12 protein-coding genes are annotated in these 12,721 nt (G+C 67.4%); 4 read left to right on the plus strand and 8 right to left on the minus strand.

The features are described from left to right. Window positions 1–427: 427 nt before the first annotated feature. The gene (locus ACFXK0_RS23390; RefSeq protein WP_379412827.1) at window positions 428–1,591 is read right to left on the minus strand and encodes a steroid 3-ketoacyl-CoA thiolase; all 1,164 of its coding nucleotides are present in this window, start codon (window positions 1,589–1,591) and stop codon (window positions 428–430) included. A gap of 133 nt (window positions 1,592–1,724) precedes the next feature. Here ACFXK0_RS23390 and ACFXK0_RS23395 point away from each other — a divergent pair, with 133 nt between their 5' ends. Beyond that, the gene (locus ACFXK0_RS23395; protein WP_379412828.1) at window positions 1,725–3,011 is read left to right on the plus strand and encodes a cytochrome P450; all 1,287 of its coding nucleotides are present in this window, start codon (window positions 1,725–1,727) and stop codon (window positions 3,009–3,011) included. Window positions 3,012–3,134: 123 nt separating this feature from the next. Here the strand turns inward: ACFXK0_RS23395 and ACFXK0_RS23400 are convergent, their stop codons facing one another. Genes ACFXK0_RS23400 through ACFXK0_RS23420 form a run of 5 tightly spaced genes read right to left on the minus strand, consistent with a single transcriptional unit; the run spans window position 3,135 to window position 7,627 of the window. Next, the gene (locus ACFXK0_RS23400) at window positions 3,135–3,557 is read right to left on the minus strand and encodes a nuclear transport factor 2 family protein (protein ID WP_379412830.1); all 423 of its coding nucleotides are present in this window, start codon (window positions 3,555–3,557) and stop codon (window positions 3,135–3,137) included. Continuing rightward, on the minus strand, window positions 3,554–4,444 hold the full coding sequence (locus tag ACFXK0_RS23405; protein ID WP_379412831.1) for a TIGR03619 family F420-dependent LLM class oxidoreductase: 891 nt from the start codon (window positions 4,442–4,444) through the stop codon (window positions 3,554–3,556). The genes ACFXK0_RS23400 and ACFXK0_RS23405 overlap by 4 nt, the downstream gene beginning before the upstream one ends. Continuing rightward, window positions 4,441–5,610: a thiolase domain-containing protein gene (locus ACFXK0_RS23410; protein WP_379412832.1), complete on the minus strand. Its 1,170-nt coding sequence runs from the start codon at window positions 5,608–5,610 to the stop codon at window positions 4,441–4,443. Before ACFXK0_RS23410 ends, ACFXK0_RS23405 begins: the two co-directional genes overlap by 4 nt. Beyond that, window positions 5,607–6,644, minus strand: coding sequence for a thiolase domain-containing protein (locus ACFXK0_RS23415; RefSeq protein ID WP_379412833.1), 1,038 nt, complete (start codon window positions 6,642–6,644; stop codon window positions 5,607–5,609). Before ACFXK0_RS23415 ends, ACFXK0_RS23410 begins: the two co-directional genes overlap by 4 nt. A 17-nt stretch (window positions 6,645–6,661) precedes the next feature. After that, window positions 6,662–7,627: a Zn-ribbon domain-containing OB-fold protein gene (locus tag ACFXK0_RS23420; protein WP_379412834.1), complete on the minus strand. Its 966-nt coding sequence runs from the start codon at window positions 7,625–7,627 to the stop codon at window positions 6,662–6,664. 66 nt (window positions 7,628–7,693) lie between these two features. On the opposite strand from ACFXK0_RS23420, the gene ACFXK0_RS23425 reads away from it, so the two are divergent. Beyond that, window positions 7,694–8,728, plus strand: a complete 1,035-nt coding sequence (locus tag ACFXK0_RS23425; protein WP_379412835.1) for an LLM class F420-dependent oxidoreductase — start codon at window positions 7,694–7,696, stop codon at window positions 8,726–8,728. A 24-nt stretch (window positions 8,729–8,752) separates the two neighbouring features. Continuing rightward, on the plus strand, window positions 8,753–10,288 hold the full coding sequence (locus ACFXK0_RS23430) for an acyl-CoA synthetase (RefSeq protein ID WP_379412836.1): 1,536 nt from the start codon (window positions 8,753–8,755) through the stop codon (window positions 10,286–10,288). 7 nt (window positions 10,289–10,295) lie between these two features. Here the strand turns inward: ACFXK0_RS23430 and ACFXK0_RS23435 are convergent, their stop codons facing one another. After that, a complete protein-coding gene (locus tag ACFXK0_RS23435; protein WP_379412837.1) occupies window positions 10,296–11,294 on the minus strand; it encodes a sigma-70 family RNA polymerase sigma factor in 999 nt (332 codons plus the stop codon). A gap of 151 nt (window positions 11,295–11,445) precedes the next feature. Here ACFXK0_RS23435 and ACFXK0_RS23440 point away from each other — a divergent pair, with 151 nt between their 5' ends. Then, window positions 11,446–11,859, plus strand: a complete 414-nt coding sequence (locus ACFXK0_RS23440; RefSeq protein ID WP_379412838.1) for a VOC family protein — start codon at window positions 11,446–11,448, stop codon at window positions 11,857–11,859. Between the two features lie 55 nt (window positions 11,860–11,914). Here the strand turns inward: ACFXK0_RS23440 and ACFXK0_RS23445 are convergent, their stop codons facing one another. Further along, window positions 11,915–12,697 (minus strand): crotonase/enoyl-CoA hydratase family protein, encoded by a 783-nt coding sequence (locus ACFXK0_RS23445; RefSeq protein WP_379412839.1) that lies wholly within the window; start codon window positions 12,695–12,697, stop codon window positions 11,915–11,917. Window positions 12,698–12,721: the final 24 nt, after the last annotated feature.

The following is a 12,721-nucleotide window of genomic DNA, read 5'->3' on the forward strand; positions in this document are numbered from 1 at the left end:
GGCACCAGCCGCCTCGACAAGGCGTCGGTCACGGCCAACGATTATGCAGCACAAGCGATCACATCACGAAACTCACGACGTGAGACACGGTCTAACAGTCGTTATCTCGGATACGTATCATTGATATTAGCGGCTCAGTAACTGAAAACCTACGCCTGATTGAGGATTTCTCTGCACTTTCCGGCGCTCACCTGCGTGCAGGGGCGCCTGCGGTCGCGTTTGCGGGTCGCGCCAACGACTCTTGTGGAGCGGTGGGGTGCCCGGGTTCGTGCCCGTCGCAGAGGTCTTCCCTCGTAGGTCCATGGTAGCTGAAAGATAGCTGATTCGTCATCGTCCCCCGATCCCCCTTGATTGTGTGGCGTACGACACGTTCCGGGCGCCCTGGGATGAATCTTCAACCTGGGCGCCCGGTTTCGGTCTGTGCAGTCTACAGGCGCTCGATGATGGTGCCGGTGGCAAGGGCTCCGCCTGCGCACATGAGAACCATGGCGGTGCCGCCGCCGGTGCGTTCGAGTTCGTGCAGCGCGGTCGTGATCAGCCGCGAACCGGTGGAACCGACCGGATGCCCGATTGCGATCGCACCGCCGTTGACATTTACGCGATCCATGTCCGGCTGGTGTACAGAGGCCCACGAAAGTGCGACAGATGCGAATGCTTCGTTGATCTCGAATACATCGATATCGGAAATCTTCATTCCGGACCGTTCGAGCAGCCGCGTGCACGCCTGTACCGGGCCGTCGAGGTGGTACTCGGGCTCGGCGCCGACCAGCACCTGGGTGTGGATGCGCGCGCGGGGTCGCAAACCCTTTCGGCGCGCGACCGTTTCGTCCATCAGCAGCACCGCGGCCGCACCGTCGGAGATCTGCGAGGAACTGCCGGCGGTGTGGATGCCGTCCTCGATGACCGGCTTGAGCGCGGACAGGCCCTCCAGCGTGGTGGCGCGCAGGCCGCCGTCCCTGGTGACCTCCACCTTCTCACCGGTCGGCTGACCATCGGAGTCCAGCACGGGCGCGGAAACGGGCAGCACCTCGCGGTCGAAGCGGCCCTCGGCCCAGGCCTGGGCCGCCAATTGCTGTGAGCGCAGCCCGAACTGGTCGACATCGGCGCGGGTGATGCCGCGCCTGCGCGCGATCCGCTCGGCCGCGCCGAACTGATCGGGCATGTCGATCGACCAGCTGGCCGGACGACGCGGGCCCGCCTCCTTGGGGACGTTGGCGCCCAGCGGCACCCGGCTCATGGCCTCGACGCCACAGGCGACGCCGATCTCGATCGCGCCGGTGGCGATCAGGCCCGCGATGAGGTGGTTGGCCTGCTGGGCCGAGCCGCACTGGGCGTCGATCGTGGTCGCGCCGGTCTGCCACGGCATGCCCGCGTGCAGCCAGGCGGTGCGGGTGACATTGTTGCCCTGCTCGCCGACCTGGCTGACGCAGCCGCCGATGACCTGCTCGACCTCGGCCGGGTCGAGACCGGCCCGATCGAGCAGTCCGCGCTGGGCCAGCCCGAGCAATTCGACCGCGTGCAACCCGGAGAGTTGCCCGCGTCGCTTGCCGATCGGCGTGCGAACGGCCTCGACGATGACTGGTGTTCCCATGCGATTTCTCCCTCGAAATTGAAACACGTTCTGTTCTGTAGCTCAGGGTAAAACCGTGAGGTGCTTCCGTCTGGGAAACCCCTATGCTTCAATGATTGTAGAACGTGTTGCAGTTTGTCGAAGGAGACGTCTGGTGCCAGATCCGCGCAACGAAGCCACGGGTACAGTGCCGAACCTGCCTGACGGGTTCGACTTCACCGACCCGGATATCTACGCCGAACGTGTCCCGGTGGAGGAATACGCCGAGCTGCGACGCTCGGCGCCGATCTGGTGGAACCCGCAGCCTCGTGAGGTCGGCGGATTTCCGGACGACGGCTTCTGGGTGGTCAGCAAGCACGCCGATGTCAAGGAGGTGTCGCGGCGCAGTGAGGTGTTCTCCACCTTCGAGAACACCGCGATCCCGCGCTTCAACGACGGCATCACCCGCGAGCAGATCGAACTGCAGCGCTTCGTGCTGTTGAACAAGGACGCCCCCGAGCACACCAAGCTGCGCAAGCTCATTTCAAAGGGTTTCACCCCGCGCGCGGTGAACGGGCTGCGGGCCGAGCTGTCGGATCGAGCCGAGAAGATCGTGCGCGCCGCCGCCGAGGCGGGCTCGGGCGACTTCGTCACCCAGGTGGCGTGCGAGTTGCCGCTGCAGGCCATCGCGGAGTTGATCGGCGTCCCGCAGGAAGACCGCATGAAGGTCTTCGAATGGTCCAACAACATGACCGGATACGACGACCCCGACAATGCCGATATCGACCCGGTCGTCGCGTCGATGGAGCTGCTGGGCTACTCCTATCAGATGGCCGAGGCCAGGAAGGCCAACCCGACCGGCGACCTGGTGACCACGCTGATCGAAGCCGACGTCGACGGTGAGGCGCTGACGCCCGAGGAATTCGGCTTCTTCGTCATCCTGCTGGCGGTCGCGGGCAACGAGACCACCCGCAACGCCATCAGCCACGGGATGATGGCCTTCATGGACAACCCCGACCAGTGGGAGCTCTACAAGAAGGAGCGTCCGGCCACCGCAGTGGACGAGATCGTTCGCTGGGCGACGCCGGTGACCTCCTTCCAGCGCACCGCCCTGGAAGACACCGAGCTGGGTGGCGTGCAGATCAAGAAGGGGGACCGGCTGGTGATGATGTACCGTTCGGCCAACTTCGACGAGGACGTGTTCGAGAACCCCGAGAAGTTCGACATCACCCGCGAGGACAACCAGCACCTGGCCTTCGGCGGCACCGGCGCCCACTTCTGTGTCGGCGCGAACCTGGCTCGCCTGGAGATCGACCTGATCTTCAACGCGATCGCCGATCATCTGCCCGATATCAGCAAGCTCGGCGACGCGCAGCGCCTGCGCTCGGGCTGGCTCAACGGCATCAAGGAACTCCCGGTCGACTACCAGACCAAGGCCACCGGCTGCCCCGTCGCGCACTAGTCCGTAGTTCAGCGAGCCGGAACCTCTCGACCACCGGGGGTTCCGGCCTTCTGCTGTCCGGGGCGAAGACAACAAAATCGGCCGGTAGCGCTGTGCTCCCGGCCGATTTCGTGATCTGTTTCGTCAGCTGACGGGTCGGGTGGTCTGCATGGCGCGGTCGACTTCCCAGAAGGCGCGTAGGGCTGCGATCTTGCCGTCGGCGTCGACCTTGTAGGTGAACACGCCCTCGGCGTCGATCACATGACCCGCCATGGTGGTGCGGATCTTGCCGGTGAAGGCGATCTCGCGGCCGCACTCGAAGGAGTCCTCGAAGAGGAACTCGATCTTGTCGGTCAGCGCGATGGCCTTGTCCCAGAAGCCGCCGATCGCCTCGTGGCCGCGATGGCCGACGCCGTCGGGGTCGAAACCCGAAGGGCCGACCGGATCTTCGACGATGCCGTCGGCGGCGAACAGAGCGACCCAGGCTGCCTTGTCCCTGGCCCCCACCGCGGCCTGGGAGGCCAGGCCGGCGGCGCGGGCGGAACCCTCGACTGTGGTCTCGGTCATTGGGCTACCTCCGCGATGACGGGATCGGCGATGTACTTCTCGGCGAAACGGCGCAGCGAATCCTGCTTGGCGGCGAGTTCGCCGTCGAAGCCGATGCCGTCCATCAGCCAGGGCACCACGATGGTGTCGGTGACGCCGGCGTTGGCCAGGTCCTGGTAGCCGCTACGGCCGTAGCGATCGATGCAGACGGCCTGGATCTCGAAGGGCACCTCGGACCGGTCGTATTCGGCGCGCAGCTCGCGCAGCGTGCCGATGGTGCCGACGAGATCATCGAACTTCATCATCGCCGAGGTCCAGCCGTCGCCGACACGCGCGGCCCGGCGCAGCGCGGGCCCGGTGTGCCCGCCGATGTAGAACGGCACCCGCTCACTCGGGGCCGGGCTGATCTGCAACTCGTCGAAGTCGAAGAACTCGCCGTGGTATTCGACCATGCCGCCGTCGAGGACGAGCCGGATGATCTCGATCATCTCGTCGACGCGCTTGCCGCGCCGGGCGTAGGGCACGCCACACCACTCGAATTCCTCCGGCGCCCAGCCGATCCCGATGCCGAAACCGAACCGGTTCTTCGACATGTTCGCGATCGAGCCGACCTGGCGCGCCAACAGCAGCGGATTGCGCGAGCCCAGTTTGAGCACGTTGGTGTAGAAGCGCAGATCGGTGGTCACCGCGGCCATGCTCGCGGCGCCGATCAGCGGATCGACCCACGGCGTGTCCGGGCCCCAGAAGCGGCTGCCGTCCGGGGTGTAGGGATAGTCGGCGGCCTGGGACTTCATATAGAACAGCGAGTCCGGCAGGGCGATGGCGTTGAATCCGCACTCCTCGGCGGTGATCGCGAGCTCGCTGAGCTGCTCGAGCGGACTCAGCGCGATACCGACGGTGAACTTCATGATGGACGCTCGCTTCCTACTACCCACATCGAGAAATACTGGGAGCCACCACCGTAAGCGTGGCCGAACGCCTTGCGCGCGTTCTCCACCTGGTAGTCGCCCGCGCGGCCCATGACCTGTTTGGCGGCCTCGGCGAAGCGGATCATGCCGGACGCACCGATCGGGTTGGACGACAGCACGCCACCCGACGGGTTGACCGGCAGCTTCCCGCCGATGGCCGTCTCGCCCGCGTCGGTGAGCTTCCAGCCCTCGCCCTCGGGCACGAAGCCCAGGTTCTCCAGCCACATCGGCTCGAACCAGGAGAAGGGGACATAGATCTCGGCCGCGTCGATCTCTGCCAGCGGGTCGGTGATCCCGGCCTGCTGCCACAACGCCGCCGCGGCGGCCTGGCCGGCCCGCGGGCTCACCTGGTCGCGGCCCGCGTAGGCGAGCGGCTCGGTGCGCATGGCGGTGCCGTGCACCCACGCCACCTTCTTGCCCTGCGCCTGCACGGCCTTGGCCGAGTCCTCGTCACCGATCACGATGGCGCAGGCACCGTCCGAGGACGGGCAGGTTTCGTCGAAACGAATGGGGTCCCACAGCATTTGGGACGCCATCACCGATTCCACGGTGATATCGGGCTGGTGCAGATGGGCGAGCGGGTTGCGCGCGCCGTTGCGCCGGTCCTTCACCGCGACCATCGCGCCCACGTGCAGCGGGGCGTTGGAGCGGCGGATGTAGGCGCGCACGTGCGGGGCGAAATAACCGCCCGCGCCGGCGCCGACCGGCATGGTGAACGGCACCGGGCTCGACAGCGCCCACATGGCGTTGGACTCGGACTGCTTTTCCCACGCCACGGCCAGCACGCGGCGATGCACGCCCGCCTGCACCTGGTTGGTCGCGACAATGGCGGTCGAGCCGCCGACGGAACCGGCGGTGTGCACGCGGAGCAGCGGTTTTCCGGTGGCGCCCAGGGCGTCGGCGAGGAACAGCTCCGGCATCATGGAGCCCTCGAAGAAGTCGGGGGCCTTACCGATGACCACGGCGTCGATATCGGCCATGGTCAGGCCGGAGTCCGTGAGCGCCCGATCGACGGCCTCGCGGATCATTCCGGCCATCGAGACATCGGACCGTTTGGTCACGTGACGGGTCTGACCGGTGCCGAGGACGGCAGCTGCGTAGCTCATGAACGTGCCTCCAGGGTAGCCACCAGGTTCTGCTGCAACGCGGGCCCGCTGGCGGCATGCGCCAGTGCGCGATTCGCGGTGCCGTTGATGATCTCGCGGGCGGCGAAGCCGATGCGCTCCAGCCCGGCCGCGAACATGGGGTTGCCCGAGAGCGGGCCGCCGGACGGGTTGATCCGGGTGTCGGTGTTCAGGCCGATGGCCTGCTTCAGGATCAGCTCCTCGTGGGTGAACTGCGCGTGCAGCTCGGCGAGGTCGAAACCACCCGCGTCACCGCCGGTGACGGCGTTCGCGGCCTTGGCGGCGGACGCCGACACGGTCAGGTCGCGCGCACCCAGTACGGGGGAGTCGATGTAGTGCGCCATGCCGGTCAGCCAGGCCGGGCGCTCGCACAGTTCGCGGGCCCGGTCGCCCACGGCCAGCACGACCGCGGCCGCGCCGTCGGTGATGGGGGCGATGTCGTGGGCGCGCAGCGGGTCGTTGACCTTCGGTGCGGCCAAGAGCTTGTCGATGTCACCGCCGCTGGTGCGGGCGGCCACCGCGGCCATCTCGGCCTCGGTCCAGACACCGGCGTCCAGGCCGGCGCGGGCCTGCAGGCCGGCCAGCGACAGCGAGTCGACGCCCAGCGGCGCGACCAGGTACGGGTCGGTCTGCAGACCCAGGATCTGGCGCAGGGTACCGGCCGAGGACTTGCCGAAACCGTAGACCAGCGCCGTCTGCGCCTGTCCGGAGCGGAGTTTCACCCACGCCTCGTACAGCGCCCAGGCCGCGTCCATCTCCACGTGCGACTCGTTGATCGGTGGCACCGCGCCGATCGAGTCGATGGCGGAGATGAACGAGAACGCGCGCCCGGCGAGGTAATCCGAGGATCCGGAGCACCAGAAGTCGATGTCCGCGACGCCGATGCCGAGCTTGTCGTAGATCTCGTGGAAGCAGGGCGCGAGCATCTCCACGCCGTTGGTGGTGCCGAAAGTCTCCGGCACGTGCGGTGCGTGGGCGAAGCCCACCACCGCGATGTCGGTTGCTGTGTTGTTCACAGTGTTTCAGCGCCTCTCTACAGGTGGTGCGCGAACGAGTCGTAGTCGGCGTCGGGCTCGCCGGTCGGCCGGAAGTGGTCGATATTGGCCATCGACAGGCCCCACTCCTCGCGCGGCTTCCACACGGCCTCGACCCGCATGCCCATCCGGACCTCGTTGGCGTCGACGCCGAGCACCAGGTGCAGGAAGGGGATGTCGGCGCCGTCGAGCAGCACGTACGCGGCCACGTACGGCGGCTTCAGACGCTGGCCCATGAACGGCACGTTCACGATGCAGAAGGTGGTCACGATGCCCTTGTCGGCCACCTCGACGAAGTCGTCGGTCGGCGAGCCGTCACGCGGGTCGGCGCCGCGCGGCGGGAAGTACACCTTGCCGTCCAGCTTGGCGCGCGCGCCCAGCAGCTTGCCCTCCATCAGGCCCTTCAGGAAGACGGCTTCCTGCGGCGCGGCGGTGTGCTGGACCGAGTAGTCGACCGGGGTCACGATGCCGGTGACCGGCTCCGTCTCGGCGGTGGCAGCCGTCGCGGGAGCGGACGTCTCGCCGGGCTCGAAGGCCGCGATGTCGTGGATGTCGCCGGTGCGCTCGGCGGCCCAGCGGGCCCGCACGCGCATGCCGGTCGAGATGTCGGCGGGGCTCGCCACATCCACCGCGTGCAGGATGGCGGTGTCGGCGCCGTCCAGCTTGATCAGCGCGTAGGCGAAGGGCCGGTCGAACGGCATGGCGGGCAACGGCTCGGCCACCCAGGACCAGGTCTGCACCGTGCCGACATCGGAGACGTCGACGAATTCCGTGAGCGGTTCCGCGGTCTTCGGATCGAATTCCGCGGGCGGCACGATCACGCGCCCGTCGGAACTCCGCACCCCGACGACCTTGCCGGCGCGCAGTTCCGTGAGGAAACGCCCGATGGTCGGACCGGTGGAGCGGGTGTAGTCGAATTTCATCCGCAGCGGTGCGGACAGTACTTCGGTGTTCCCCAGAGTCACGATATCGAGTAGAACAGGTTCTAGTAGCGGTGGCAAGAGTCAGATGTTCCAGGAAGGACATGGAAAATGCGCTTTGGCTTGCAACTCGGATATTGGGGCGCGCAGCCGCCTGCCAATACGCGAGAGTTGATCGCGGCCGCGGAAGAGACCGGATTCGACGCCGTCTTCGCCGCCGAGTCCTGGGGCTCGGACGCCTTCACGCCGCTGGCGTGGTACGGCTCCGACACCAGCCGGATGCGGCTGGGCACCTCCGTGGCGCAGCTGTCGGCGCGCACCCCCACCGCGGCCGCCATGGCCGCGCTGACGCTGGACCACCTCAGTGGCGGCCGGGCCATCCTCGGTCTCGGCGTCTCCGGACCGCAGGTGGTCGAGGGCTGGTATGGCCAGCCCTTCGCCCAGCCGCTGCGGCGCACCAGGGAGTACGTCGACATCGTGCGCAAGGTGCTGGCCCGCGAGGCGCCGGTGACCTCCGACGGTAAGCACTACAGCTTGCCCTACCTCGGCCCCGGCGCCACCGGAATGGGCAAACCGCTCAAGCCGATCGTGCATCCGCTACGCGCGGACCTGCCGATTTGGCTGGGTGCGGAGGGGCCCAAGAACGTGGCCCAGACCGCTGAGATCGCCGACGGCTGGCTCGCGATCTACTACGCCCCGCGCCTGGCCGGGATGTACAACGAGTGGCTCGACGAGGGCTTCGCCCGGCCGGGCGCGCGGCGCAGCAGGGCCGATTTCGAGATCGCGGCGAGCGCGCAGGTGGTCGTCACCGACGACCCGGCGGGCGAGATCGAGCGGATGCGCTGGGTCACCTCGCTCTACATCGGCGGCATGGGCGCGCCCGAGCTGAACTTCCACGCCCAGGTCTACAAGCGGATGGGTTATGCCGACGAGGTCGACGAGATCTCGGCGCTGTTCCAGGCCGGCCGCAAGGCCGAAGCCGCCGCCGCGGTTCCGGATCAGCTGATCACCGACACCGCGATCTTCGGCGACGAGGCCCATGTGCGGGCCCGGTTGAAGGAATGGGAGGACGCCGGCGTGACGATGATGCTGATCTCGGTTTCCGATACCGAACAACTGCGTCGTATCGCACCCCTTGTCGAATAGTAGAACGCGTTCTAAGTTCGATGGGTGAGCAGCCAGCAGACAACGGAAGTCCTCGGACTGTGGAATATCGCCGCGGCCGATCCCGAGCGGATCGCCGTCGTCGACCCGGACGGCAGGGAGATCACCTATCGAGAATTGGCCACCCTCGCCAACCGCTACGCCAACGGACTACGCGGCATCGGATTGCGCACCGGCGACGTGGTCGTCAGCATGTTGCACAACGGCGTGGAGGCGATCGCCGCGTACTTCGCCGCCTATCAGGCGGGTTTCTACATCGTCGCGGTGAACTGGCACCTCACCGCGCCCGAGATCGCCTATATCCTCGGCGACAGCGAGGCCTCGGCTTTCTTGGCCAGTGAGCGCTTCGCCGCCACCGCCGCCGAGGCCGCCGAACTGGCCGAACTGCCCGCCGACGCGCGCTTCTCGGCAGGTGTGATCGACGGCTTTCGTCCAGTCTCCTGGCTCGGCGCCGCCGATTCCGGACGGCCGCAAGAGCGTTCGCTCGGCGCGCCGATGCTCTATACCTCGGGCACGACGGGTCGCCCCAAGGGCGTGCGCCGCCCGCTGACCGGCGCCGATCCCGACGTGGTTCCCGCACCGAACCGGGCCTTCTTCAGTCTGTTCGAACTCGGGCCCTACGACGAGCACGTGCACATCTGCGGCTCGCCGCTCTATCACACGGCCGTGCTGAACTTCTCCACCATCTCGATCCAGGTGGGTCACAAGCTGGTGCTGATGGATCGCTGGGACGCCGAGGACATGCTCGCGCTGATCGAGCGGCACAAGGTGACGCACAGCCACATGGTGCCCACCCAGTTCCATCGCCTGCTCGCCCTGCCGGCGGACGTGCGCGCCCGCTATGACGTGTCCTCACTGCGCTGCATGGTGCACGGCGCGGCGCCGTGCCCGCAACAGACCAAGCGCCGAATGCTCGACTGGTGGGGTCCTGTCGTGACCGAGTACTACGCCGCCACCGAGGGCGGCGGGGCGGTCATCAACGGTGCCGAGTGGCTGGCCAAGCCCGGTTCGGTCGGCAAGGCCTGGCCGTGGTCGGTCATCAAGATCCTCGACGAGTCCGACGGCTCCGAACTGCCCGCGGGCAAAGAGGGCATGGTCTACATGAAGATGGGCGCCTCGAGCTTCGAGTACCACCATGCCAAGGAGAAGACCGACGAGTCGCGTCACGGTGACATGTTCACCGTCGGAGATATCGGTTACCTCGACTCCGACGGCTACCTTTTCCTCTGCGACCGCCGCTCCGACCTGATCCTGTCCGGCGGCGTGAACATCTACCCGGCCGAGATCGAGGGTGTGCTGATGAGCCACCCGAAGGTGGCCGACGTGGCGGTTCTCGGTGTGCCAGACCCAGATTGGGGCCAGCAGGTCAAGGCGTTCGTGCAGCCGGTCGACGGCACCGCGGGCGACGAGGCGCTCACCGCCGAGATCCTCGAGTTCGCGGCCGGTCAGCTCGCCAAGTACAAGCTGCCCCGCACGGTGGAATACCGTGTGGAGCTGCCCCGTGACCCCAACGGCAAGCTCTACAAGCGCCGCCTGCTCTGAGCAGCCGCTAGCCGGCCTCGCGCCACTGCGGCGCGAGGCCGAACAGCGGGAACAACCGCTCGGTGTCGAGGAAGAAGTTGAGCCCGGCGATGGTGCCGCCGTCGAGCTCGAGCACCGTGATCGACCACGGCACCCAGACGCCCGGCTCCCCGCTCGGCTTGTAGTGCCCGAAGGCGGGCAGCCCGTTCGCGCCGGCCAGCGACACCATCCGGGAATCGCGGCAGGCGCTGCCGGTCCCGAGCATGAACGCGGCGACATTCTCCGGCCCGGAGATCCACAGCTCGAACGGCGGCATCGACAGCGCCACATCGGCTTTCAGCAGCGTGGTGAGCGCGTCCATGTCATAGGCCTCGAACGCCTGCACGAAATCGTCGATGAGTTTGCGCTGTTCGGGATCGGATTCGTCGAAACCGTCGGTGGCGGTGGGCTGCACCTTCGACATCGTCGCCCTGGCGCGTTGCAGCGCGCTGTTCACCGACGCCGGCGACATCATCAGCGCCTCGGCCGTCTCGCTCGCGGAGAAGCGCAGCACCTCACGCATGATCAGGATGGCGCGCTGGGTGGCGGGCAGATGCTGACAGGCGGCCACGAACGCCAGGCGCAGCGTGTCCTTGGTCGAGGCGTGCTCGGCCGGGTCGGCGCCGAAGGCCAAGCCGTTGGGAATCGGCTCGATCCACACGTAATCCGGCTGTGGCGGGGGCAGCGGGGAATCGGGGCGGCTCGGCCCGTTGAGATCCATCGGCCTGGCCCGGCTCTGTGGCCGGTCGAGCATGTCCAGACAGATATTGGTGGCGATCTTGTACAGCCACGACCGCAGACTCGCGCGGCCCTCGAAGGAATCGTAGGAGCGCCAGGCACGGGTGAACGTCTCCTGCACCGCGTCCTCGGCCTCGAAGGAGGAGCCGAGCATGCGGTAGGCGTACGCGCACAATTCGCGCCGGTGCGTCTCGAATTCGGCCAGGACTTCGGGGTCGGGCCCGGTGGTGGCGGTTGTGGCGTCGGTCATAGTTCTTCACGATGCCACAGGGGTCCGACAGTCGACAGGGGAGAAAACAGACCGGCGAGATTTGCGAAGTTCACGAGGACTGCGATGAATTCCGGTGCGCCGCCGCGTCTACATGTTCGAGACCGCAACGACGCCCGAAAGGCCGATTCCCATGAGCAGCAAGATGATCTTCATCAACCTCCCCGTCGCCGACCTCGACCGCTCGAAGAGCTTCTACGAGGCGCTCGGCTGGAAGGTCAACGAGGATTTCACCGACCAGAACGCGTCGTGCATCGTCATCGACGACAACATCTGCCTGATGCTGCTGACCAAGCCCTTCTTCTCGACCTTCAGCCCGCGTCCGATCGCCGACACGATCAACACCACCGCCGCGGGCTACGCGCTCTCGCTGGCCAGCGCCGAGGAGGTCGACGCGCTGACCGACGCCGCGGTGGTCGCCGGCGCGACCGAGCAGGTCAACGAGGACAAGCGCGCCCAGGAGGCCCAGGTCGGCATGCACGGCCGCACCTTCCTGGACCCCGACGGCCACCAGTGGGAACCGTTCTACATGAATTACCCGGGCTGATCTTCCCCCCGCTATCGAGGGCGCAGGGCTACCGGCCCGGCGCCCTCGCGGCGTTTCAGGAACCGGTGAAGTTCGGCTTGCGCTTCTCGGCGAAGGCGCGCGGGCCTTCCTTGGCGTCGGCTGATTTGAACACCTCGATGCCGATCTTCGCCTCGATGGGGAACGCCTCGTTCTCCGGCATGGCCTCGGTTTCGCGCAGGGTGCGCAGCATCGCCTGGACGGCGAGCGGGCCGTTGGCGGCGATCTGGGCGGCCAGCTCCATAGCCTTGTCGAGGGCGGTGCCGTCGGGGACCACGTGGCCGATCAGGCCGATCTCCTTGGCCTCGGCGGCGGTGATGTGCCGGCCGGTCAGCAGCAGGTCGGCGGCCACGGTGTACGGGATCTGCCGGGCCAGCCGCACCGCGGAACCGCCCAGCGGGAACAGGCCCCAGCGGGCCTCGGAGACGCCGAACTTGGCGCTTTCCCCGGCCACGCGCAGGTCGGTGCCCTGCAGGATCTCGGTGCCACCGGCGATGGCCGCGCCCTCGACCGCCGCGATCAGCGGCTTGGCCAGTCGCCGTCCCTTCAGCAGGGCGGGGAGGTAGGCCGGGTCCCAGCCGCCGCCGGCGGCGGTGTCGCCGGGATGCTGCGAGCTCATCGCCTTCAGGTCCATTCCAGCGCAGAACGCGCCACCGGCGCCGGTGAGGACCGCGACGCGGATGTCGGGATCGCTGTCGACCTGGTCCCAGGCGTCGCGCATGATCGCCATCATCTCGCCGGAGAGGGCGTTGCGTGCCTCAGGGCGGTTCATCGTCACGATGAGGACGTGGTCGCGCTTCTCGACCAGACAGTGGGCCATTCGATGTCTCCTGACGTTCGAGCT

The organism is Nocardia sp. NPDC059177 (genome assembly GCF_042755165.1).
Taxonomy (GTDB): domain Bacteria; phylum Actinomycetota; class Actinomycetes; order Mycobacteriales; family Mycobacteriaceae; genus Nocardia.